The sequence below is a fragment of the Ensifer sp. Root1252 genome (genome assembly GCF_001425885.1).
Taxonomy (GTDB): domain Bacteria; phylum Pseudomonadota; class Alphaproteobacteria; order Rhizobiales; family Rhizobiaceae; genus Ensifer; species Ensifer canadensis.
In genome coordinates, this window is sequence record NZ_LMDT01000023.1 from 693790 (window position 1) to 716160 (window position 22371).

General features: G+C 60.6%; 18 protein-coding genes and 4 pseudogenes. 10 read left to right on the forward strand and 12 right to left on the reverse strand.

Going from position 1 to position 22371, the window contains the following annotated elements:
* Nucleotides 1–442: 442 nt before the first annotated feature.
* The 6 genes and pseudogenes from ASD02_RS24320 to ASD02_RS24345 all read left to right on the forward strand — a co-directional run bounded on the left by ASD02_RS24320 (nucleotide 443) and on the right by ASD02_RS24345 (nucleotide 6003).
* On the forward strand, nucleotides 443–646 hold the full coding sequence (locus tag ASD02_RS24320) for a hypothetical protein (protein WP_057206701.1): 204 nt from the start codon (nucleotides 443–445) through the stop codon (nucleotides 644–646).
* Between the two features lie 135 nt (nucleotides 647–781).
* Nucleotides 782–1932 (forward strand): annotated as a pseudogene (locus ASD02_RS24325) (Fic family protein).
* Nucleotides 1933–1979: 47 nt separating this feature from the next.
* The gene (locus ASD02_RS24330; protein WP_057206697.1) at nucleotides 1980–2507 is read left to right on the forward strand and encodes a ProQ/FINO family protein; all 528 of its coding nucleotides are present in this window, start codon (nucleotides 1980–1982) and stop codon (nucleotides 2505–2507) included.
* A 787-nt stretch (nucleotides 2508–3294) separates the two neighbouring features.
* Complete coding sequence (gene istA / locus ASD02_RS24335) at nucleotides 3295–4779, forward strand: IS21 family transposase (protein WP_082555621.1); 1485 nt, start codon at nucleotides 3295–3297, stop codon at nucleotides 4777–4779.
* A complete protein-coding gene (gene istB / locus ASD02_RS24340) occupies nucleotides 4776–5672 on the forward strand; it encodes an IS21-like element helper ATPase IstB (protein ID WP_057221249.1) in 897 nt (298 codons plus the stop codon). Before istA ends, istB begins: the two co-directional genes overlap by 4 nt.
* Before the next feature lie 115 nt (nucleotides 5673–5787).
* Nucleotides 5788–6003, forward strand: a complete 216-nt coding sequence (locus tag ASD02_RS24345; RefSeq protein ID WP_057206695.1) for a DUF3072 domain-containing protein — start codon at nucleotides 5788–5790, stop codon at nucleotides 6001–6003.
* 1115 nt (nucleotides 6004–7118) lie between these two features.
* On the opposite strand, the pseudogene ASD02_RS39930 reads toward ASD02_RS24345, so the two are convergent.
* Nucleotides 7119–7232, reverse strand: a pseudogene (locus ASD02_RS39930) (type II toxin-antitoxin system VapC family toxin); the annotation flags it as partial.
* Between the two features lie 390 nt (nucleotides 7233–7622).
* Between ASD02_RS39930 and ASD02_RS37365 the strand changes: the two are divergent.
* Both ASD02_RS37365 and ASD02_RS37370 read left to right on the forward strand, forming a co-directional pair.
* Nucleotides 7623–8093, forward strand: a 471-nt coding sequence (locus ASD02_RS37365; protein WP_210178851.1) for a hypothetical protein, incomplete at its 3' end; no start/stop codon positions are given.
* A 268-nt stretch (nucleotides 8094–8361) separates the two neighbouring features.
* Nucleotides 8362–8580 (forward strand): annotated as a pseudogene (locus ASD02_RS37370) (ATP-binding protein); the annotation flags it as partial.
* 194 nt (nucleotides 8581–8774) lie between these two features.
* On the opposite strand, the gene ASD02_RS24365 reads toward ASD02_RS37370, so the two are convergent.
* The 9 genes from ASD02_RS24365 to ASD02_RS24405 form a co-directional block, all read right to left on the reverse strand.
* A complete protein-coding gene (locus tag ASD02_RS24365) occupies nucleotides 8775–9539 on the reverse strand; it encodes an SDR family oxidoreductase (RefSeq protein WP_082523524.1) in 765 nt (254 codons plus the stop codon).
* 10 nt (nucleotides 9540–9549) lie between these two features.
* Nucleotides 9550–11256: an SMP-30/gluconolactonase/LRE family protein gene (locus ASD02_RS24370; protein ID WP_057206685.1), complete on the reverse strand. Its 1707-nt coding sequence runs from the start codon at nucleotides 11254–11256 to the stop codon at nucleotides 9550–9552.
* Nucleotides 11235–12215 (reverse strand): NAD(P)-dependent oxidoreductase, encoded by a 981-nt coding sequence (locus tag ASD02_RS24375; protein ID WP_057221252.1) that lies wholly within the window; start codon nucleotides 12213–12215, stop codon nucleotides 11235–11237. Before ASD02_RS24375 ends, ASD02_RS24370 begins: the two co-directional genes overlap by 22 nt.
* Nucleotides 12212–13300 (reverse strand): ABC transporter ATP-binding protein, encoded by a 1089-nt coding sequence (locus ASD02_RS24380; protein ID WP_057221253.1) that lies wholly within the window; start codon nucleotides 13298–13300, stop codon nucleotides 12212–12214. Before ASD02_RS24380 ends, ASD02_RS24375 begins: the two co-directional genes overlap by 4 nt.
* A gap of 1 nt (nucleotide 13301) precedes the next feature.
* Nucleotides 13302–14132 (reverse strand): carbohydrate ABC transporter permease, encoded by an 831-nt coding sequence (locus ASD02_RS24385; RefSeq protein WP_057206679.1) that lies wholly within the window; start codon nucleotides 14130–14132, stop codon nucleotides 13302–13304.
* Between the two features lie 9 nt (nucleotides 14133–14141).
* Nucleotides 14142–15047 carry a sugar ABC transporter permease gene (locus ASD02_RS24390; RefSeq protein ID WP_025430908.1) on the reverse strand — a complete coding sequence of 302 codons (906 nt, stop codon included), beginning with the start codon at nucleotides 15045–15047 and terminating at the stop codon, nucleotides 14142–14144.
* A 79-nt stretch (nucleotides 15048–15126) separates the two neighbouring features.
* Complete coding sequence (locus ASD02_RS24395) at nucleotides 15127–16392, reverse strand: sugar ABC transporter substrate-binding protein (protein ID WP_057207301.1); 1266 nt, start codon at nucleotides 16390–16392, stop codon at nucleotides 15127–15129.
* A 26-nt stretch (nucleotides 16393–16418) separates the two neighbouring features.
* The gene (locus tag ASD02_RS24400; RefSeq protein WP_057206677.1) at nucleotides 16419–17588 is read right to left on the reverse strand and encodes a mandelate racemase/muconate lactonizing enzyme family protein; all 1170 of its coding nucleotides are present in this window, start codon (nucleotides 17586–17588) and stop codon (nucleotides 16419–16421) included.
* Nucleotides 17585–18505, reverse strand: coding sequence for a dihydrodipicolinate synthase family protein (locus tag ASD02_RS24405; protein WP_057206676.1), 921 nt, complete (start codon nucleotides 18503–18505; stop codon nucleotides 17585–17587). Before ASD02_RS24405 ends, ASD02_RS24400 begins: the two co-directional genes overlap by 4 nt.
* Before the next feature lie 86 nt (nucleotides 18506–18591).
* Here ASD02_RS24405 and ASD02_RS24410 point away from each other — a divergent pair, with 86 nt between their 5' ends.
* Together ASD02_RS24410 and ASD02_RS24415 are read left to right on the forward strand one after the other, a co-directional pair.
* Nucleotides 18592–19521 carry a 2-dehydro-3-deoxygalactonokinase gene (locus ASD02_RS24410; protein WP_057206674.1) on the forward strand — a complete coding sequence of 310 codons (930 nt, stop codon included), beginning with the start codon at nucleotides 18592–18594 and terminating at the stop codon, nucleotides 19519–19521.
* A gap of 12 nt (nucleotides 19522–19533) precedes the next feature.
* The gene (locus ASD02_RS24415; RefSeq protein WP_057221254.1) at nucleotides 19534–20403 is read left to right on the forward strand and encodes an aldose 1-epimerase family protein; all 870 of its coding nucleotides are present in this window, start codon (nucleotides 19534–19536) and stop codon (nucleotides 20401–20403) included.
* A 245-nt stretch (nucleotides 20404–20648) separates the two neighbouring features.
* Here ASD02_RS24415 and ASD02_RS24420 read toward each other — a convergent pair whose 3' ends face one another.
* Both ASD02_RS24420 and ASD02_RS39935 read right to left on the reverse strand, forming a co-directional pair.
* On the reverse strand, nucleotides 20649–21947 hold the full coding sequence (locus ASD02_RS24420) for a hypothetical protein (protein ID WP_156408046.1): 1299 nt from the start codon (nucleotides 21945–21947) through the stop codon (nucleotides 20649–20651).
* Nucleotides 21948–22110: 163 nt separating this feature from the next.
* A pseudogene (locus ASD02_RS39935) lies at nucleotides 22111–22346 on the reverse strand (esterase); the annotation flags it as partial.
* Nucleotides 22347–22371: the final 25 nt, after the last annotated feature.

Below are 22371 nucleotides of genomic sequence, written 5' to 3' on the forward strand. Positions count from 1 at the left end.
GCGACGCGCCCCGGGAACCACGATCACATCCTGCTTCTCGCGCGTCCAACTCTCCGACTGACGCTCTGCTTCAAGTCGCCGGCACCACCTACGGCCGGCCGATGCGACGTGATGGCTGAGCGCCCTGGCGTAATGGCGGGCGACCTTGCGCTCCTTGTTGTCGCCGAACAGCCAGCCTTGCCGCGCAGCTCCGCGAACGTTTCGGGCGTTCAGCGACCGACCTCGCCAAAGCCTCACCGTCTATACCCTTGTCCACTAAGGCGACCTTGACCTTAAAGGCGACACCCTCCGGATCGACATAGACATTGCAGCCTACGGAACGCACCGTTGCCATGGCCCGCTCGAGGTCGGGTTTCGCCTTCGCTGACCCAGAATTCAAGGGAGCGTTCGATGGAGCTTGAACCTGCCCTGCTCACCACGATCGCCTCAAACAGGTTGCCCCATGACCGTGATTGTGGTCGAAAAGCTGCATGCCACCGGATCGCCGACCACGCTTGCGCAACTCGTGGAGATCACAGGTCTCGCCAGAAACGTTACTGCCCAGACCCTCGACCCGCTCATACAGCGCGGGCCCGCCTCGGCAATGCCATCCTCCGTTCGGTCCGATATCAACCGCCTCTCAAAATGGGCGATCGCGCTGATTTGAGGACCGTCCCTTTAACGCCCCTCCTCCCTGCCACCCAAGGCAGAGAGATGGAATCGGCCTTGGGGCTATAGGCGCGGTTGCTATCGCTCATGATTTCCGGCAAAAATGAGGTATAGAAAAGGAAGTCTATAGCTCATGAAATGGAACTGGACGCAGCAAGGCTGGCCCGAATTCAGTTTTGACGCTTCCCGGCTTGAGCCGCTTGAACGGCAATTCCTTTTGTCATCTGGTGAGGTCATCGGCGCAATCCGCCACGTCAGCGACAATGAACGCGATCAACTACGCATAGAGTTGATCAGCGAAGAGGCGGTGAAGACATCGCAAATCGAGGGAGAAATGCTCGATCGTTTGAGCGTCCAATCCTCTTTGCGCCGACAGTTCGGTCTAGAAGCAGACAGCCGGCCGATCAAGCCGCAGGAACGCGGGATCGCAGAAATGATGGCCGACGTCTATGGCACTTGGTCGCGGCCTCTGGACCATGAAACGCTCTTTCGGTGGCATAGAATGTTGATGACGGGAAACCGTCATATGGGAACGATTGGTACATACCGAATACACGAAGATGCCATGCAGATCGTATCTGGTCGCCACGATAAACCTATCATCCACTTTGAAGCGCCACCGTCAGTACGAATACCGGACGAGATGGCCGCCTACGTGGATTGGTTCAACAAATCCGCAACTCACGGTGAAGCCCCCCTCCCCGCTTTGACACGTGCTGGTATCGGCCATATTTATTTCGAGAGCATCCATCCTTTCGAAGATGGCAACGGTAGGCTCGGTCGAGCGATTTCCGAAAAATCACTTGCACAGAATATTGGACAACCAAGTCTCATTGCACTCGCCTTCACGATTGAGCTTGCCCGAAGGAATACTACAGCCAGTTGGAGAAAAACCAGCGCACGTTGGATATCACCGAATGGCTGATCTACTTCGCGCAGACCATCCTGGAAGCGCAACAGACGACATTGCGTCGGATCGACTTTTACCTCGACAAGGCGCAATTCTATGATCGGTTTCGCGGGCAGTTCAACGAGCGGCAGGAAAAGGCGGTCGCCCGCATGTTCCGTGAAGGCCCTTCGGGATTTAGAGGCGGGCTGAGCGCCGAGAACTACATCGCGATCACACAAACCTCGCGAGCGACTGCCACTCGTGATCTTCACGACTTGGTGGAAAAAGGCGCACTTGTGCGAACCGGCGAACGTCGCCATACGCGGTATTCCCTCAGCCTAACTGAGACGAAAATGCACGATCCGGGATTCAGAGGCGCCTTTGATCAGGCATGAGTTGCTACAGGCCAACGGTATTTGAAATAACGCATGAGAAACCTTCCATGAGCAAATCGTCGAGAGACAAACTTGGCCCAGTTGCTGCACGGGACACGGATGTGTTGAAAGCGCAGGCAATCAATGCGCTACTCACACAGCCGATTGCCATTCTTCCCATGAAGCCCGGCGATCCAATCCGACCCTTCGGGCTCGGACTCTGGCCTGAAATCAGACCCCTTCTGCGGCCTGGCCTTAGCGTCTCGACCCTGCGCCGCGCGACCGGAACCTTTCTCCACTCAAAGAGATACCATCTAGCGATCGCGCAGCTAGGCTCCGTCCGCCACGATATAAACGGCACAGCGATAGGCCTAGTATCGGACACAGACGGGCTGGCGGCCGAGCAAAAAATTGAAAGCTTGAGAAAGCGCGATGAAGCCCGAAAGGCAGCGGCACCTGCGGTTGTCCGATCCATCCCACTTTCGAAGGCTGACATGATCCCGCGCTGCTCTGTTCAATCGGGACAATCCGCCGGGTTAAATCAGGGCGAGCGGCATCGAGCAGCAGCGGCTGCTCGCCCGCGGAAAATGTCTTAGTCGCCGCGCGTGCCGATGAAGGTAGTCGGCTTCGAGCGCCAGCRAGAATGAGCGTACCAGGCGCMGGCAGCGCAGCTGACAGAGCCCGTTCGCGCGCGGTTTGACCGGTTAAAAAGCCTCGTCTCGGAGGATCAGCATCGCGACGGCCAACGCCGGGATCCGGCCTGCCTTCACCTGCCCGACCTGACCAGCAAACCTGCGTATCGATGATACCCGTCTCTGGCGGCCGCTGGATCATCATTGAGACGATGCAGGGCGCATGCTTACGAGGGCCCCGGCGATGCGCTTTCTCTCGCCAGGCGGAAACGCTGCGATCGATTCTGCAAATCGATGTGGCGAGCGGACGACAACTTCCGTCGAGATCCGGCTTTCGATCTCCGACTGCCATACCGGACGGCGGGCAGCCTAAATCGTTCACGCTTGCAGATCGTGAACCGTTTGGCTGAGAGAGGAGCCCAGGACCTGGTCGCCGCGTGCGGATCATCTAATGGTCGCCGGTATACTCTGAACGGGCTCTCTACCGGGTGCGGCGCTCACTTCTAATGAAGGGCCGACGATACAGGCGACGATCGACTGCGCGGCGGCAATCAAGGTGAGATTCAGCGTCAATCAGGATGAGACTCGGCGGCGGGGGTGTGACGAAGGGAGGGCGTAGCCCGACCGGAGTTACACCCCCGCCGCGGCGCAATTTTTCGGCGTCTCATGATCGCGGTCGGCCCGCTACGGTGGTGGTTTTCTGGAATGGAGAACCACCTTTGTGCCGGGTCGCCATGTAACCGATCATCAGATGAGATTATTCATGAAGTATCGACAAACGCATTCTGTTGAGGTCGCCGCCGCGAAGGCGTCGATCAGCCGGGCGACGGCATTCCGTATGGAGAAAGAGCAGCGCCTTCCGTCGCAGAACAAGCCGCCCCGCGGTCGGCGTCGTCCCGATCCGCTTGAGCATATCTTTGATGCGGAGGTCGTTCCGCTCCTCAAGGCCGCTCCCGGCATTCGTGCGGTCGCCGTTTACGACGAGATGCTGCGGCGTCATCCGGAACTTCCCGAAGGCATTCGCCGCACACTTGAGCGGCGAATCCGGTCATGGCGAGCCGTTCACGGTGAGGCACAGGAGGTGATCTTCCGCCAGACGCACGAGCCCGGCCGGTTGGGGCTGTCGGATTTTACCGACATGGGCAGCCTCAGCGTGACGATCGCCGGCCAACCGCTCGACCATCTGCTCTATCACTTCCGGCTGGTCTGGTCGGGCTTCGAGCACGCCCATGTCATCCTTGGCGGCGAAAGCTTCGTCGCCTTGGCGGAGGGATTGCAGAACGCCCTGTGGTCCATTGGCGGATCGCCGCTCTATCACCGCAGCGACAGCCTGTCGGCCGCCTTCCGCAACCTCGATGCCGATGCCAAGGTCGATCTGACAAACCGCTATGAGGGCCTGTGCTCTCATTACCGGATGACGCCGACGCGCAACAACAAGGGCGTCGCCCACGAGAACGGCTCAATCGAAAGTTCTCACGGCCATCTCAAGAACGCGGTTCGCGATGCACTCCTGATGCGCGGCACCCGAGACTTCAACGATCTCCGCTCCTACCGCGCCTTCATCGACGAGATCGTCAGCCGCCGTAATGCCGCACATGGCAAGCGCATCGATACCGAGCGCCCGCATCTGCAGGTCCTTCCCGATCGCCGCACGTCCGACTTCGAAGAGGTGGTCGTCACGGTGTCCCGCACCGGCGGCTTCGCCTTGCGCAAGGTCTTCTACACCGTCCCCTCCCGCTTGATCGGCCACCGGCTGCGTGTGCGTTTGTTTGACGATCGCCTCGACGTCTTCATCGGCGGCACGCATCTACTGACGCTGCCACGAGGTCGCGCCCATGCGAGTGGCAAGCACGATCAGGTCGTCAACTATCACCACGTCATCCACTCTCTGCGCAAAAAGCCCATGGCGCTTCTCAACCTGGTCTATCGCGACAAGCTCTTCCCCCGGCCGGAATATCGAAGGGCTTTCGACACTCTTATCGAGCAACTGCCTGACCGGCAGGCTTGCAAGATCACCGTCGAATTACTGGCCCTGGCTCATGATCGCGGTTGCGAGCGTGAACTGGCCGAGGAGCTTGCCAGAACGCTCGACGCCCGCAAACTGCCCGACCTGGTGGCCTTGAGAGCGATCTTCGGCCCAGACCCGGATCAGTTGCCGACCGTTCATGTGCAGCTCGCATCGCTCAATAGCTATGAAGCCCTGATGGGGTCTGCCTATGCGGGAGAGGCCGCATGAAGAACGTCCACAACACCATCGACGAAGCCCGCCTCGGCATCATGCTCAATGAGCTGAGGCTGCCGACGATCAAGACGCTCTGGTCGCAATTTGCCGAGCAGGCCGATCGGGAGGGATGGCCAGCCGCCCGCTTCCTGTCGGCCATCGCCGAACATGAGTTGGCCGAGCGAGCGCATCGCAGGATCGAACGCCACCTCGCCGAGGCGCATCTGCCGCCTGGAAAGACACTCGACAGCTTCGCCTTCGACGCCGTGCCCATGGTCTCCAAGGCCCAGGTGATGGCGATTGCCGCCGGCGATAGTTGGCTCGCCAAAGGTGCCAATATCCTCATGTTCGGTCCGCCGGGCGGCGGAAAGAGCCATCTCGCCGCGGCCATCGGCCTCGCGCTGATCGAGAACGGTTGGCGGGTGCTGTTCACGCGCACGACCGATCTCGTCCAGAAGCTTCAGGTCGCACGGCGTGAACTCCAACTCGAATCCGCCATCGCAAAGCTCGACAAGTTCGATCTGCTCATCCTCGATGATCTGGCCTACGTCACCAAGGACCAGGCCGAAACCAGCGTGCTCTTCGAACTCATCTCCGCAAGATATGAGCGGCGTTCCATCATGATCACCGCCAATCAGCCCTTTGGAGAATGGAACCGCGTCTTTCCGGACCCGGCCATGACGCTTGCCGCGGTGGATCGACTTGTTCATCACGCAACGATCTTCGAAATGAACGTCGAAAGTTATCGGCGACGTTCCGCCATGGAAGCCAAACGCCAGCGCGGCAGACCTGCCGCCTTCGCGACAATCAAAAGTGCTTCCCAGATTGTCGCGGAGCGACAATCAGAACACGATGAGACTCTTGCCAGCGACAATCAGCATGATACGGTCATCCCGACCGCGACATAAGAATCTCATCCAGATTGTCGCCGCCGTCTCATCCTGATCGTCGCGCTATAATCGACAGATGGTTGGAACCCGCACGCGCCCTGGAACGTTTAGAGAACGAATTCAGGAGGGTGTTATGACTGTCAATCCGAAAACCGATCCTTCTTCCAACACACAGAAAGACCCCGACGATTGGGTCAGCGGCGACGAGCCGATGACCGGTGCGCAGCGGTCCTATCTGAAGACCCTGTCGGAGCAGGCGCATCAGCCCGAGGCCTATGCTGAGGATCTGACCAAGGCGGAAGCATCCAAGAAGATCGACGAACTGAAGCAGTCGCTCGATTTGGAATGAATCGCCGCGTGCGGCCACCATGCATTGAAGCCGATAGCCGAGGACGCACAGTGACATCACGAATCTCTGGAACTTTTTTCACGAGAGGCGATTTTTGCTGATTAAGCCAGCCCGGTCACGCTGCGAAACAGCCAACGTCGAGAATACGGCCATGCAACACGAAGACACCAGACAACAGTATAGCAAGGTGGTTCACGGCTGGAATCAGCGGTACGACCTGGAAGAGTTCATCCGCGCGCACCGGCTTATGCCCCTTGTCGCACGTGAACTGTGTGAGAAATTCGGACCATACAAAATCGACCTCGATCGAAAGGTCGCCGAGCTCGGAGCAGTGGGAAAATCTAATCGTGGGCACTAGTCGAGAGTTCCTCTACGCGCCCCTAGACGACCAGGCGGTCGTTCCCTCCATCTGTCGGCCGCCTGGAATAAACTTTTCTCACAGATAGCAGCTCGCTTCGCGAGCACGACGCGCTTAACTGTGGGGCGGCTGCACCCGTCAAAAAAACGGCCCCCGTAATAGAGGCCATAATCGCATTGCCAAGTCCAACTTACTACGATGTCTGCTCAGGTGGAATACCCTTCTCCACCAGCCGAGCCTTACAGAAGACCATTGCCGTGTCCCGGGCCAGCAGCCCATGCTGCCGACGGTGAGGCGATCGACCTCCACGATTTCGGGCTTGTCGCCGTGTTCCGGCAACCCAGCCAGGCGATCGCCTGTGCATTCGATCTTCGGAGCCGCCTGAATCAAATCGGCCTGAATGTGCAAGCAGCCATCCACATCGGCGAGTGCGGAAGACACCACGGCCATGCCGGCCCGGTCCTGCAGCTTGCAGCGGGACTTGCGGGCTGCGCGAGACCGGGCGATATCATCGCCTCCCGCACCGTGCGCGATCTCGCCATCGGTACAAACCTCTCCTTTGATCCACGCGGGGAGCTCGACCTGCCCGGAATCCCCGGCCCATGGCGGTACTTTTCCGTTGGCCCGGTTTTGGCCATGCCCCGTACGGGAGCATCCAATGAATTACCGGAAGATAATTGACCCGATCGGGAGCACCCGGCTGCCTGCAGTTCCTTGTCGCTCCAATGGCGTGTCGATGCCGTGCCCTCCCTCAACGCATCCGGTCGCCATAGTCGTGGCGCAGCCCGCACAACCATTCGGTGAGGTGCGCGACAGTTTTTGGATCCGATTCCTGTTTCAGGGGAATGCCGCGCATGATTTCGCCAAGCGAGAAACGCACTCAGGTGATGCTGTAGCTTCGCAGGGATCAGCGCCGTCGGTGGGGTTATTTGCACACGCTATGGTTCGAAATCGGCTTCAAATGTGCAGCTTTGGTCATGTCACCCGCAATTTTATTAGTAAATGTGAAAAAAACATTGGCTTTCCGAAGCGATTAATTGACGGCTCCGACGACCCCGAAAAAAACGTGGCACCGGAGGGGGTTATCTTCGTCCCGGGATATTTGTTCTGTTACGGCCTCAGCAAAACTCCGGCTCTGGATGCGGTGCACGCAACCTATGCTTAGTGGAGGTCACGGAAGGACATGCCTAGCCTCGTTGTTGAGGAGTGAGTTATTGCTCGGCGGCTGGGCAAATACTTGAATCAACATTGGGAGACCAGCATGAAAAAGTATCTTCAAACAGTTGCTATCTGCGCCATCGTTGCGGCGGGTTACACGGCGCCAGCATTCGCTGACGGCGGCAAAATCGGCGGAGCCGGCGAAATTGGCGGCAAAAGCGACGGTGCGAGCGGAACGGGCGCTGATAGCGGCAGCGGCGGTGGTGGAGACAGCGGTAGCGGCGGCGGTGGAGACAACGGCAGCAGCGGCGGTGGAGACGGCGGCAGCGGCGGCAGTGAAGGTGGCGGCGGCAGTGAAAGCGGCGGTGGCAGTGAAAGCGGCGGCGGCACTGAAAGCGGCGGCGGCAGCGAAAGCGGCGGCGGCACTGAAAGCGGCGGCGGCAGCGAAAGCGGCGGCGGCAGTGAAAGCGGCGGCGGCAGCGAAAGCGGCGGCGGCAGCGAAAGCGGCGGCGGCAGCGAAAGCGGCGGCGGCAGCGAAAGCGGCGGCGGCAGCGAAAGCGGCGGCGGCACTGAANGAAAGCGGCGGCGGCAGCGAAAGCGGCGGCGGCAGCGAAAGCGGCGGCGGCAGCGAAAGCGGCGGCGGCAGCGAAAGCGGCGGCGGCACTGAAAGCGGCGGCGGCAGCGAAAGCGGCGGCGGCACTGAAAGCGGCGGCGTCGTGTCAACCGCGCGTTAAGCGGGACAGTCTGCTGGTAAACAGACCGGCAGAACTCTATCCTGGCAGCGAGGGGCCTTTGCCCCTCGCTTTTTTTTCACAAGCGCCGTCAGTCGGCGAATGTCGGCTCGGCTGGCAATCTCAATTCCCAAGCTGCTCATCATCGACGAGCTTGGCTATCTTCCGTTGAAACTCAATACAACCCATCTGCTCTTCCAGCTCGTGTCCGGCGCTATGAAATGGGTGCCAATGCTCGTCACAGCCATGTCATCACGATCCGTGGCGACAGCTATAGAAAAGCGCCGCAGTGGACTCCTGCAGAGGCCAGCAACGCCTGGCAGAGATTGATCCAGCTCGCTTCAAGCAAAAGAACCTCAGAATGATGCAACGGCTGGTCAGAACATGGCGCATGGAACTGGCTGGGCTAGTCATTCTCGATGGCGGCTGGATAAGGAGTCTGCCCCTATCGTCTGCTTTGGTCGCTCGGCCCCAAACTGGCGGTCTAGGGCCTCGACGTCACCCTAGCCGTAGGGCGCTTTAACTCAATATCCACCGGAAAGAATGAGTGTCTCGCCGGTTACAAAACTGCTCGCCTCAGACGCCAGAAATAGCGCCGCACCAACCATTTCGTCAGGTCGCCCTGCCCGACCCATCCAGTTCAGCTTGCGGACGTAGTCCGCCCACGCTTCAGGATCCGAGTCACGTCTGTCCGCATTCCTGTCGGTATCGATCAAGCCCGGGGCCAGTGTGTTGAGAAGCACACCCCTGCCGGCGTAGTCTCGCGCCAGGCTCTGGACGAGATTGTGTTGAGCCGCCTTCGTGGCGGCGTAGATCGAGACGATCGCCTTTGGCCGTATCTGATTGATGCTACCGACGTTGATGACGCGACCCCAGCCGCGTTCCGCCATTGACGGAAGCACCGCTTGCAGCATGTCGACGGTCGACCGCAAATTTACATCGATCTGCAGATCAAGGTCCTCGGGTTTGACATCCTCAAAGGTGCCATTGATCTGTGCGGACGCGTTGATCACCAAAATGTCGAGGGGACCAGCCGCAGCCTCGGCGCGCTCGATGAGCATGCGTCCAGCCCGTTTGCTAGACAGATCACAGTAAACGGAGACGGCTTGTCCCCCGGCCTCCCGAATGGAACGCTCGACGTCGGCTGCTGCACCTTCCGTTTGTCCATGGACAACGACGCGGGCGCCATAGGCGGCAAACCCTTTTGCGATTGCCGCACCGATGCCGCGGCTGGAACCGGTGACGAGTGCCGTCCGCCCCTTCATCGAGAACATGTCCTGGTATGTCATCAAAGTCCTTTCATCCACCAAAGAGGTTTGCGGGTAAGCCACGCACTCCAGGCGTACATGCGAAAATGCCCCCCGATAGCGGTGCTTCGGTGAGCGTCGAAGCGGGCAGACGCGTGCGGGCGCTCGTTATGAAAAGGGTTGCTAGATCGTCGCCGCCGAAGGCGACACTCGTCGGACGCGGCACTGGCAGGTCCACGACACGATCGATCTTGCCGTCGGGATGGTAGCGCACCACGCGCCATCCGTCCCAAATCGCGCACCAGACGCCGCCCTCAGCGTCGACCGTCAGGCCATCGGGCCGGCCTTCGGATTCCGGGATTCGGGCGAACACCCGGCGATTGCCGATGAGGCCTTCCCCAATGTCGAATTCATACGCGTAGATGATGCCCGGCACTGTATCGACGAAGTAGAAGATCCGGCCGTCGGAGCTCCATGCAAGCCCGTTTGCGACTGTCAATCCGGCCGCGGCCCGGTGAACCTCTCCGCTGCCGGAAATCCGGTAGAGGTTCCCGGTCGGCCGGCTGACATCGAGGCGCATGGAGCCGACCCAAAGCCGCCCGCGCGCGTCGGTCTTTGCGTCGTTCAGGCGGTTTTCCGGCATGCCGGGCTCGGGTTCGGCAAAGAGGGTGAAGGTGCCGCGGTCGAAATCCAGAAACTCCACTCCGTCCTGGGATGCAACGACGAGCCTTCCATCGATAGCAGGCAGCACGGCGCTGACAAGTTTGGAAACGTTGCAGGTCTCGTTCTTGCCGGTCACCGGGTCGAAGCGGTGGACGGCGGGATGAAGAATATCGACCCAGTACAGCCGCTTTTCCCGCTCGATCCAGACGGGTGCCTCGCCCAGCTGAGCGCCCCACGGCAGCACGCAGTGCACAAAACTGGATGTGGACGTCCGCTCTCGCGGCCGCGGGCCCGAACTGATCGCGACAGTTCCGGCCGTTCCGGTGATGCGGCGGGCGGAGGCGATGAGCTCCCGGCCCACCGGGTGAATTCCGGAACTGTCGAGGCGCGAGGCCGGGGCGAGGACGACGAGAGCACCGATGGGTACGCCGTCCCGCCCGGCAATCGGCGCAGCAACGGAATTCACACCGACCAGATGCTCCTCGTAAGAGACGGCATATCCCCGTGCCCGCGTCAGCACCAGATCCGCCTCGAGCGACTGCGCATCGGTTATCGTTTTCGGGGTGAAGCGGTCGTAGGACAGCTGCGCCATCAGGCTGCGTGCAAACGTCGGCTCCTGGAACGCCAGGAGTGCCTTGCCCGCCGCCGAGCAATGGATCGCAACCCTGCGCCCGACTTCGATCAGGACGCCAAGTCCGCCGCTCGACCGCTCCTCCAGATAGACGACGCGCGAACCATCGAGACGGCATAGCGCGACGGTTTCTCCCAGATCGATGGACAGCCGTTGGAGCTCAGGCAGAGCGGCGCTCAACAGGTCGAACTTGTCCCAGACGCGATGGGATAGTTCGAGAAAGCGGTTGCCCAGCAGATAGGCACCGCTTTCATCATCCTGGCGAACCAGGCGATAGACCATCAGGGTTTTGAGCATACGCGCCAGGGTCGGCTTCGGGACGCCGCTCTGCCTTTGCAGATCGGCAAACCGAAGCGGCTTCGTGGCTTCCGCGATGAGGTCGAGCAGGGCGAGGCCCTTGGCGAGCGCTGCAGCGCCCGCCGGTGCCCCGCGATCCTCCAGGCCTACGCTGGCATTTTCTTCCATGCTTCTACCGCCTCATCTAGCATCCGCATGATCGGCCATTGCGGCGCGAAGCCAAGCGTGTCGCATATATGCTGGTTGGAGGTGTGATACCACACACCGGGGCCGGGCAGGTCCACGGTGACGAGTGCCAAACCGGTCCTTTGCGCCATTACCGGTAGAACGTCAGCAAAGTCAACGGGATCGCTGGAGCCGAGGTTGAACGTGCCGCCCGGCGCCTTTTCATGCGTCAACGCTAGTAGAACGCCCTGGGCCATGTCGCGCGTGTCCGTGATGTGCATGCGGAAGGGGCGCCCGTTTTCGTTCCGAGACAGGATCAATGCGGGGCGGCCGGGGTCCGCTGCCCGCAGCACCTCGACCGCCGCCCTGTTGCCGAAACCTTCCTGCTGGCGGATCTTCGGCTGCAGGAAGAAGCGCGGGCCTGAAAAGAAACTCGTCGCATCCAGGAGTTCGGAGGCGTTCTGCGTGTGCGAGAAACGCAGGATCACGGTTTCCATGGACGAGACACGACCCTGAAACCGCACCAGTTCCTCGCCGAGCAGCTTGGTCAGCCCGTAGGGCGACAACGGGTTTGTGCCATTCGCCTCGGTTATCGGCTGGAACTCCGGCTTGTTTTCCGGATAAACCTCGCCGGAACTCGCGAAAACGAACCGGCCGACCTTTTCAGCCACTGCTGCTTCCAGCACAACCCGCGTGCCCTCCACGTTGGCGCGGAACAGCTTCTCCCGGTCATCCGGCAACCACGACATGAAGGCACCGAGGTGCAATACGGCGTCCATGTCCGAGCAAGCGCGGCGCGCCGCTTCTTCGTCGTCGAAGGCTCCGACCACTTCGTCAAAGCCGTCCTGCTCGATGCCGGCGGGTCGCAGATCGAACCCCCTGACGCGATGGCCGGCGGCCAGCAAATCCCGTATGACGAACGATCCGACTCTGCCCGCCGAGCCAGTTACAAGCACTTTCATCTGTCGATTGCCTTTTCAGTTTGTGAGTCAAAGAGGTGGATGTGAGAGGGGTCGAAAGACAGCGAGAGCTCTTCGCCCTCCCGGATCGTGCCGGAATAGGGAACGCGGGCGATCAACCCCTTGCCGCGCTCGTCCTCACGGCCCTGGTGGAAGGCGTACTGGCCTGGTTCGAAGTAGACGTATTTTTCGGATCCCAGGCTTTCGACGAGCACCGGCTTCACCTGGAAGGTGACGCCGCCCTGCCCCAGCGAGAGGTGCTCGGGACGAATGCCGACAATCACCTCCCCGTCAGCGACCCCCGGCCGAGCGGCGAAGGTCTGGCCGAACAGCTCGATGTGTCCGCCCGTGATGCGAGTTCGAAGGAAATTCATGCCCGGGGAGCCGATGAAACTGGCAACGAAGAGATTTATCGGCTTCTGAAACAGCGTATCCGGATCGGCGATCTGCTGGACGAGGCCGTCGCGCATGATGACCACCCGATCCGCCATCGTCATCGCTTCGATCTGGTCATGAGTGACGTAGACGGTGGTGACCCCAATGCGCTTGTGGAGCGCGCTGATTTCGGCGCGGGTGTGAACACGCAGCTTGGCATCGAGGTTCGACAGCGGTTCATCCATCAGAAAGGCGCGGGGTTCGCGCACAATGGCGCGCCCGAGCGCCACACGCTGCCGCTGGCCGCCCGACAGGGCTTTCGGCCGGCGATCAAGCAGATGGTCGACCGCCAGAATTCGGGCTGCCGCCTGCACGCGCTTGTCGATCTCGGTCTTTGCCATGCCGCGCATCTTGAGGCCGAAGCCGATGTTCTGTCCGACGGTCAGATGCGGATAGAGCGCGTAGTTCTGGAAGACCATGGCGATATCGCGGTCGCCCGGTGCGAGATCGGTGACATCCCTGTCGCCGATCAGGATCTTGCCTCCGCTTGCAGCCTCGAGCCCCGCGAGAATCTTGAGCATAGTCGACTTGCCGCAGCCGGACGGGCCGACCAACACAACGAATTCGCCGTCCGTGATCTCGAGCGAGAATTCTTTCAATACGTTGAGCGCGCCGTAGCTCTTGTGCACGCCTTGAATGCTTATTCCAGCCATTTCACTTCTCCGCGCCGGCGGTGAGCCCACCGACTAAGTAACGTTCGAGGAATAGGTAGATGACGACGATGGGCAGGGCCACAAACACGGCGGCGGCCGAGATTTCGTTCCAATCCGTGACGTATTCGCCCTTCATCGTGGTGATGCCGAGATTGGCCGTCCAGTTGCCCTGAGCGTTGGTCAGGAACGTCCGCGCGTAGGCGTAATCCGCCCAGGAAAGAACGAAGGCATAGAGTGCCGTCGCCGCCAGGCCCGGTGTTGCCACGGGAAGCACGACCCGGAACAACGCACCGAGCGGCGAGCAGCCGTCGACCATGGCGGCCTGCTCAAGTTCGCGCGGAATGGTGTCGAAATAGCCTTTCAGCATCCATGTGGTGAAGGGGATGATGAGCGTCGAATGTGCCAGAACCAGCGACCAAAGGCTGCCGATCAGCCCCATCGACCGGAATATCCCGAACAGCGGTATCACAAGAAGCGTTGCAGGCAGCATCTTCGCCGTGAGGATGAACAAGCCGAGGGGCCGGCTGCCCTTCACGCTGAAGCGCGAAAGACTGTAGCCAGCAAAGACCGAGACGATCATCGATAGCGCTACGGAGCCGGCGGCCGCCAGCGTCGAGTTCATCAGCCACAAGAGGATCGGTCGCTCGGAGGCCACCTTGGCGAACGTGCTCCACTGCGGCTCGGCCGGCCAGAAAGACGGGGGCAACGACCGAATTTCGGAAAGCGTCGACAAGGCGGTGACGAAGAGCCAGTAGATCGGAAAAAGCAGAATCCCACAGACGGCGATTACACCGGCATAGAGAGCAAGGGATTGTAGCCCTGTGCGTTTCATGATGGCCCCCTAGTACATTGCTTGCGATTTGCGGCCGAGCATCAATAGGCTGACCACTACGCAAAGGATGAGCGTCACGATGCCGATGGCCGATGCGTAACCCATGTTGAAGAAGCCGAAGGCCTGGTCGTACGTCATGATCGACAGCGTCGTCGTGGACTTCAGGGGTCCGCCATCCGTGAGCACCTTGATGATGGAGAAATCGCGAAACACCCACAGCACGACCAGCACAAGCGTCACGCCCAGTACCGGCATGAGCACGGGGACGGTGATGTAGCGGAAGCGCTGGAAGGCGTTGGCTCCGTCGACCTTCGCGGCATTGTAGAAGTCGTCCGGTATAGACTGAAGACCGGCGAGCGTCATGATCGAGACGAACGGATAGCCCTTCCAGATCATCGTGACGGCGACGACCCAGAAGGCTGCTGTCGGATCAGAGAACCAGTTGATCATGCCGCTGGTCAGGCCGAGCTTGATGAGGAGCCAGTTCATCAGACCGAAGGAGGAATCGAAGATCCAGGAAAAGATGACGACCGCGATGACCTCGGGAACCGCCCAAGGCAAGGCGACGAAGAGCCTCGCAAGGCTGCGTCCCCTGAAGCGATTGTTGACCAGAAGGGCTGTTGCAAGCCCCACGGCAAAGCAGGCGACCGTCACCACGACAACGAGCTTGATCGTCACCCAGCAGGCTGTCCAGAACTCCGGCGATGTGAACAGCTTCTCGTAGTTCTGAAGAGTAAACGGCTTTCGCGGCGCGCTGAGCGTCGCCATCCCGACCTTCTGAAACGACAGATCCAGGGAGACGAACAGGGGATAGATGATAATCAGCGCGACCAGTGCGACGGCCGGCAGCAGTAGCAGATAGCCGAGATAATGCTGACGGCTGGGCCTTGCCAGGTCTAAGAAGCGTAGGCTCATGGCGTTGCTTTCAGGTTGGGAGCGCCAAGCGCCGTCGGGCGCCTGGACGTTCGTGTGTCTCTAGGGCGAGAGGCTCGCGCTAGTTGAGCGCTTCGGCCTTTTCCTGCATCGTCTTCGCAACGACAGCCGGATCGAGATCCTCGATGATCATCCGCTGCGCCTCTTCCTGGACCATCTTCGAAAACTCGTTGAACTGGACCTCGAGGCCCACAGGAATGCGATCGATCCGGTTCTTGGCAGCCGCCCGCTGCGATTCAAGCATGAGTTCGAAGTGTGGCAGCTTGGCTTTCGCCTCTGTCAGATCAGCATTCGGATCCGGCGGCGTCGAGGCGGCCATCGTCGCGAAACTCCCCTGGAATTTGTGCGACGTCGCTATGGCTATGAAGTCCCAGACCAGCTGCTTCTTCTCGTCCGGGATTTCGCTCGGCATCGCCAGGACGTTCGAGGAGCCGCCGAGAGGCGGATCGAAGGGCACACTGGCGAGCTTCAGTTTATCCTTCGCTGTCCCGTCCTGCATGATCTGATAGATCCAGGGGCCGTCGATCTTGAGGGCTATCTTGCCGTCCGCGAAGAGTTTGCGCACCTCGCCGGCGGAAAGGTCGCGCGGTGTCAGGTTTTCCGTCACGACCGTCTTCCAGCGCTTGAGGCCTTCGACCATCTCGGGCGTGTCGATCGTGACGTTGCCTTCGGCATCAGTGAAACGTGCGCCAGTATCGAAGAGGTAGCTCGCCATTTCCGCCAGGTACTGGCCGCTGCCGCCTCTCGTCTCGTGGCCGGTTCCGAACTGGTCGAGAATACCGTCGCCGTTGAGGTCCTTGGTGGTGGCGCGTGCAGCGGCGAGGAACTCTTCGTAGTTCTTCGGTACCGCCACGCCCGCTTGCTTGAGCATGTCTTCGTTGTATCCGAAGATAACGCCGTAATAGAGCATCATGACGCAGACGGTCGTGCCCTGGAACTGGCAGGTGTTCTGCCCGCTCCAGCCGTTCAGATCGAGTCCGGCCTTCTCGATCCAGGGGCCGAGATCCTCCAGCCAGCCGTTGTTCGCGAAGGTCTGGAACTCGAACGAGGCGAGATGGACGATGTCCGGCGGCGTTCCGCCGGCAAACAGGGTTGTCATCGTATCGGCATAGGCATTTCGCTCCACCTTCGTCCATTCGATGGTGTCACCCGGATGCTTCGCCTCCCATTCCTTGATGACCGTGCCCCACCAGTCCCCGATACCCCGTTCGTCTTTCTGCCAGGAGACGAACTTGAGCGTTTCAGCGCCGGCCGTCTGGGGCAGCGCAAATCCGGCCAGCAGGCCCGCAACGGTCGCCGCGGCGATCCGGTCCTTGATCCTCTTCATCATTCCTCCACTCCTCCGTTGTTCATTCACTGCTTCTTCAGAAGCGACAAAGCCTCTCGTGAGAGCTCCACCCCGAGGCCGGCTCCCGTCGGCAGGACGTATTCTCCCGCCACGCAATCCATGTCCGTTTCGAGCAGCCGGCGATTGGGCTCGAAGATCGAATGCTGAAATTCGTGACAATCCACCATTGCAAGCGCAGCACTCGCCTGAAGACTTGCCGCCAGGAAGATGCCGGCGCCGATGGTCGCATGCGGAATAACCTTGATGTGATGGGCCTGGGCGTATTGTCCGATGCGCATGAACTCGGTCACACCCTTGTGCCCCATCTCGGGCTGGACGATTGCCATCGCCCGGACAGCAACTCTCGGCACCATGTCATGGACCGTTCGCCATTCCTCGCCGACGGCGATGGCGCTTGCGACGGCATTTGCCACGCGCGCCAGACCATCAATGTCCTCCGTGCGAACCGGCGCCTCAGCAAACCAGAGGCCATGAGGTTCCATTGCCTTGATCAGCGCGATCGCCTCGCTGGCCGTATGCGTCCAGTGCATGTCGCAGGCGATACGCGCTGATGGCCCCAGCCGCGCTCTCAATGTCTCGATTTCGCGGGCGACGCCGTCGTCGGCCACCGGTGCTGCAAACTTGAAGGACGAAAACCCCTTCTCGCGCCAGTGAAGCGCCAGCTCGGCCCGCTTTTCGCGCGTGTCTTCCGGCAATCCGGAGACATATGCGTCGATGCGCTCGCGGCGCTGGCCGCCGAGCAGTTTGCAGAGCGGCAGTTGCGCGAGCTTGCCCGCCAGATCCCAAAGCGCGATGTCGACGGCCGCCAGCGCATCCAGGTAGAAGCCGCCGGTATAACCGCGCACCCGCATGAGGTCATAGAGGTCATCGTGAATTGCGGCAGCGTCGAAGACATCCCGGCCGATCGTGAAGTCTGCCAGGAGATCGTCGATAATCTCCATCGTCGCCTTCGGGGCGACGAGCCCGTAGGTTTCCCCCCAGCCGACTGCGCCATTCACGGTTTCGATGCGCACCAGGACGCTGCGATCGAAGACGGGATACACCGTCCTGTTGCCCTTGCGCACGAGATAGCCACGTGCGCTCGGCTCCTCTCCGCTGCGCGCCTTTCCAAGGTACGGGCGCTCGCGCGGAATGGTCAGCGTGAAGGTTTCGACAGACTTGACCCGATCGATCATGCGTTTTCTCCCTCGCCGGGACGTCCCAGCCCACATTCCGCATAGGATGCGTCGATGTCTCGAAGAGCAAGTGCGTCGATTTCAGGGGTCGGCGCGCGCACGATGCGGTTGTCGGCGACACCACGCAGCATCAGGATATGCTTGGTCAACCGCATACGGTAGACGGCCTGCAGAACAAGAAGCGGCAGCGAACGGATATAGAGGGCACGGGCTTCGCTTTTCCGGCCGTCGCGGAAAGCGCGATCGAGCGACACATGCAGGTCCGCGATTTCCAGAGCCGGCATGGCCGCACAGGCACCTCGCTCGTATTCGTCGAGAATGTAGCGGGCACCGCCCCCGCCGATGACCCCGCGCAGGTGTTCCGGCGCCTCGGCGAGGATGGCCGTGATTGCCGGACCCGCGGGCAGCGTCTCTTCCTTCACGTAACGCACCGACGGAACCGAGCGGACGACATGAACGACGGCTTCCGGCGAGAGGTCGGATCCGCGTGGCGCCGGGGCATTCTGAAGGATGATCTCAGCGTTCGGCACCTGGGCTGCGACCGCGCCGAGAAATGCCGCGACGGCCTCGGCACCCGCGCCAATCGACTTCGGCGGCTGGATCATCAGCAAATCGATGCCGAGGGCCGCCGCTTGGTGCGCATGGGCGACGACCTCCGCCACGGTGCCCCCGCTTGCGCCGGCGACGACGGGGATCCGGCCGGCGACCTCAGCCACCACGGCTGCCAGGAGGGCTACCCGCTCCTCTGCACTCAGCGCCTCGACCTCGCTTGCGAAGCCCGGAAAGACGACGCCGTCGACACCCCCCTCCAAGGCAAATCGTACAAGCCGACGCATCGCATCGAGATCGACGCCATCATCGGCGAAGGGTGTGGGCAGTACCGGCAATATTCCACTCAGTCGCATCTTTTGGTCCATATTGTGAGACTTATAATTTGCATTGTGGACCTTATGCGGAAATGTTAAGCGGTGTCAATCGGCAATGAAGTAGGAAGGAGTTTGCTGTGAGCGATCGGACATACCGGCACACGGTCGTCCTCGATTGGGGCACGACGGGATTTTCCGCCGCGCTGCTCGACGAGAGCGGCGGCGTTCGCGAGGTGAAGACGGGCGATTTGGGAATTCAATCGGTCCCGAATGGCGAGCATGAAAAGGTTCTGTCCGGTGAGCTGGCAGATTGGCGCGCGCGGTGCGGCGGACTGTCGATCATCGCGTCGGGAATGATCGGTAGTCGCAACGGATGGATCGAGATGCCCTATGTGCCGACACCGGCCAGCGCCGCGGACCTGGCTGCGGCCGCACGGACGATCGAACTGCCGCATGGCGACACACTCACCCTGCTGCCCGGCCTGACCGACCGCACGGCCCATCCCCATTCTGACGTCATGCGAGGCGAGGAGACGCAGCTGGTTGGTTTTGGACTGGAGCGCGACATCGTCGTCGTCCTGCCCGGCACACATACCAAATGGGCGGAGCTGCGCGGCGGCCAAATTCATCGGTTCCGCACCTTCGTCACGAGTGAGGTGTTCAACACGGTCGCCCACCATTCCTTTTTGATGAAAGCGGCAAAGGGAGAGGCGAGCGCGACCGGGCAGGCATTTCTTGATGGCGTGAAGCTCGCGATGGACGACAGCGGCAGGGCCGGCGGACTGCTGACCCGTCTGTTTTCATTGCGCACTGCCTGGCTTGCCGGGGAGCTGGAGCAGCAGGACATGCGCAGCCGCCTCTGGGGACTGGTCGTCGGCTGGGAATTCAGGGAAGCGCGCGAGCAGAACTGGTTTTCCCCCGGCGACCCGATCGCGGTCGTCGGTGATGACCATCTGGTCGATGTCTACGAGGTGGTTGTCGAAGCCTTCGGCGCCAGGCTCGTCTCTGCCGGCCGGGACATGGCCATCAAGGGCGCACAGGCAATCTTTCAACACGCGGCGTCTTGAGGAGTCGGATCAATGGATGACACCGTTACAATCACTTCTGGCGCCATGCGGGCGGAAATCGCGCTCCTCGGCGCGGAACTGCTGTCCTTACGTCTCGGCGGGCATGAGCTATTGTGGGAGGCAGACGCGGCCTCCTGGAGCGGCACGAGCCCGATCCTTTTCCCTGTCATCGGTCGCGTGAACGATGGGGTCGTTCGGATTGCCGGGAAGCCATATCCCATGCCGCCGCACGGTTTCGCCAGACAGGCAAAGTTTACAATCGAGAAACGGGCGTCTGACCAGGTCGTCCTCGTGAGGGCGGAGAATGACGAGAGCCTGCGATCCTATCCATTCCGCTTCGTTCTGAAGGTCACTTATTTCCTGGCGGCTGGAGGTCTTCAGATCACGTTCGACGTGATCAACACGGGAGAAGATGCACTACCATACGCAATCGGGTTCCACCCGGGTTTCCGGTGGCCCTTCGCGCAGGGTGACAAAGACGGCTACAGCCTGGCCCTGCCCACGAGGGAAAAGGTGTCTGGTTCTAGGCTGACCTCGGCCGGCTTGATGGACCCCGCTCGTTACGAGGTCCCCCTAGCAGACGGTCGCCTGGCGCTCACCGAAGAGCTTTTTTATGCTGGGGCCCTGTGCCTGCTCGATCTGGATTGCACATCGGCCTCCTATGTTTCGCCCGTTGGATCATCCATCGAACTTTCCTGGCAAAACTTCTCGCATCTGGCCCTCTGGGCCAAGACCGATGCGCCGTTTCTCTGCATCCAACCCTGGACTGGCTACAGCGACCCGCTCGGATTCGACAAGGACATGTTCGAGAAACCAGCGATGCATTTGCTGGAGCCCGCGGCACAACGGCAGCACGGCATCAGCGTCCAATTTTCATCGTGATCAAGCGGTCCCGAAAGGGCCTTTTGCAACGTCTCAGCGGGGAGGCAGTGACATGGCTGACCGTGCCCTGAATTTCATCGGGGTCGAACATGACGAGTTCGGCGCGATGAATCGGCTGCTGTCGTGACGGTGAAAAGACACTGGGTAGAAGAGATCGTCACAAACTGCATCAAGTTAACGAGGTGAGTGCGCACGGCAACCTTCGCTAGCGTTCATGCCCATAAACGTTCGATCCTCACCAGAACCTAGAGCAACAGCATTTTTTTCAGGATCGAAAGAACATCCTTCAGGGGCAACCGGGTCGCTCCCTCGATGGCGAATGGCAGGAGTGCCGCCGCACCGACCGGTAAAACCGCCTTACGGCTAAGAAGCACTGTCGAAAGCTTTTTCGCCAACTCGTGGTGCTTGGAGGGATCGGCGATGTCTTCCTTTCTCTCCGATCTCTCATCGCAGTGGGCAGCCACATTACGGCCAAGAACCTTGCGTTCGGCAAGCCGCTGATAATGGGTAGCTTGCACGGAGAGCGCGAGAATCGTGGCGGCCTTCAGGTCGGCAAGGGGTTTCCAGAAAGCAGAAAGTGAGTAGGCAAACAATGCAAGCACCAGCACCAGCCATACGGCCATGGTAGCGGTAAGGCTGGCCGCATTGAGGGTTTCCATATCGAAATGCCTGCCGAGGGTTACCGCCACAGGTGCGCTGACACCGAAAATATACATCATATAGGCATTGGGATATTCGGAGATGAAGGCGAGCCCGCCCTGTCCGTCGGGATGTGTTGCGACCAGCTTCAGTTCCAGCCTCGCCAGCTTCCTAAGCAATTGCGACCAGACGAAGTGACGCCACAGCCCACGCAGCATCAGGAACCAGAAAAGAGGCACGCTTACCGCCACGGACCACCAGCCCGCCAAGCTAATGGCACTACCGTTCGGCGCAAGCTCGACGGCCCAGGACGTCAACGGAGCATGATGGAGAAGTGCGCAGTAGAACAGTCCGCCAAAGACCGCCAACGCCACGCATATGATCTCGGCCAATCCGGAATCGCGCTGTTTGAGCGCCACAAGGACCGCCTCCGCGGCGCTCTGCATCGAAACGGGCGCAATGATCGGTGCTCTAAGGAAATGCTGGAGCTTGGTGCGTAGACCGTCTTCGACCTGTCGCTCGGCAAGAACGAACGTCCCGATAGCGACGAAAAAAGTGGCCCAAACGCCGAGATCTCGGAGATAAGCTCCTGCATCGCTGACTGACAGGCTACCGGGCAAAGCCAAAAAGAACGGAATTGCCCAAGCAATCGCGATGAAAAACACCGCACGGCGACCCGCGTTGAGCGCGAGTGTGTGCAGCAGCTTCAACCGACGTTGAAGCTCGTAGAAAGGTCCGCCATGCGACGCGAGGAAATCCCAGGGCGTCTGGTCGGCTTCGGAACCTGTAGCTTGAGAGGATTGCGGATCGTCCGCATAAATATCGCCACGGTTAGTAGCATCTGCGCGCGCGGGCGCTGCTTGTTCCACGTCTTTTGACGTTTTGTTTATCGACGCATGAGGCATAGGCTGTCGTACTCCCGATTTCCTTGCCGAGAGCCCGCTCGACATCAAATGATGGTATGAAGCCATCAGTTCTGCCGCAGGCCGGACTCAGCCCTTTTGCTTGGGCAAGGTCGTGTCATTGAATCTGCGGCCCGCCACAGCACCGAGACCGTTCCACTGACGACCGCGAACCAGCGAAATCCGTGGCGGGGTTGGCTGGCAGACGTTTCGGCCTTGCACAGTTCCGGCGTCGCGTTCCGACGGGATCGAGACCGCGACTTCCGCGAAGGAGAGTTCCTGATTGCGCTCGCGTTTGAACAAGGTTGCCGGATCCCCGGACGGCTGATGCGTCGTCGGCAAAAGTATGTCGACCTGCGTTGTCTTTGGTGTTGATGCCGCCAGAGCGACGGGTTCCATCATCCCGACCGGATGACCGACATGCGTT

Bases quoted from the DNA above. Each gene is read 5' to 3' on its own strand.
- ASD02_RS24320 (WP_057206701.1), top strand. From the start codon at position 443: ATGACCGTGATTGTGGTCGAAAAGCTGCATGCCACCGGATCGCCGACC.
- ASD02_RS24330 (WP_057206697.1), top strand. From the start codon at position 1,980: ATGAGCAAATCGTCGAGAGACAAACTTGGCCCAGTTGCTGCACGGGAC.
- istA (WP_082555621.1), top strand. From the start codon at position 3,295: ATGAGATTATTCATGAAGTATCGACAAACGCATTCTGTTGAGGTCGCC.
- istB (WP_057221249.1), top strand. From the start codon at position 4,776: ATGAAGAACGTCCACAACACCATCGACGAAGCCCGCCTCGGCATCATG.
- ASD02_RS24345 (WP_057206695.1), top strand. From the start codon at position 5,788: ATGACTGTCAATCCGAAAACCGATCCTTCTTCCAACACACAGAAAGAC.
- ASD02_RS24365 (WP_082523524.1), bottom strand. From the start codon at position 9,539: ATGACATACCAGGACATGTTCTCGATGAAGGGGCGGACGGCACTCGTC.
- ASD02_RS24370 (WP_057206685.1), bottom strand. From the start codon at position 11,256: ATGGAAGAAAATGCCAGCGTAGGCCTGGAGGATCGCGGGGCACCGGCG.
- ASD02_RS24375 (WP_057221252.1), bottom strand. From the start codon at position 12,215: ATGAAAGTGCTTGTAACTGGCTCGGCGGGCAGAGTCGGATCGTTCGTC.
- ASD02_RS24380 (WP_057221253.1), bottom strand. From the start codon at position 13,300: ATGGCTGGAATAAGCATTCAAGGCGTGCACAAGAGCTACGGCGCGCTC.
- ASD02_RS24385 (WP_057206679.1), bottom strand. From the start codon at position 14,132: ATGAAACGCACAGGGCTACAATCCCTTGCTCTCTATGCCGGTGTAATC.
- ASD02_RS24390 (WP_025430908.1), bottom strand. From the start codon at position 15,047: ATGAGCCTACGCTTCTTAGACCTGGCAAGGCCCAGCCGTCAGCATTAT.
- ASD02_RS24395 (WP_057207301.1), bottom strand. From the start codon at position 16,392: ATGAAGAGGATCAAGGACCGGATCGCCGCGGCGACCGTTGCGGGCCTG.
- ASD02_RS24400 (WP_057206677.1), bottom strand. From the start codon at position 17,588: ATGATCGATCGGGTCAAGTCTGTCGAAACCTTCACGCTGACCATTCCG.
- ASD02_RS24405 (WP_057206676.1), bottom strand. From the start codon at position 18,505: ATGGACCAAAAGATGCGACTGAGTGGAATATTGCCGGTACTGCCCACA.
- ASD02_RS24415 (WP_057221254.1), top strand. From the start codon at position 19,534: ATGGATGACACCGTTACAATCACTTCTGGCGCCATGCGGGCGGAAATC.
- ASD02_RS24420 (WP_156408046.1), bottom strand. From the start codon at position 21,947: ATGCCTCATGCGTCGATAAACAAAACGTCAAAAGACGTGGAACAAGCA.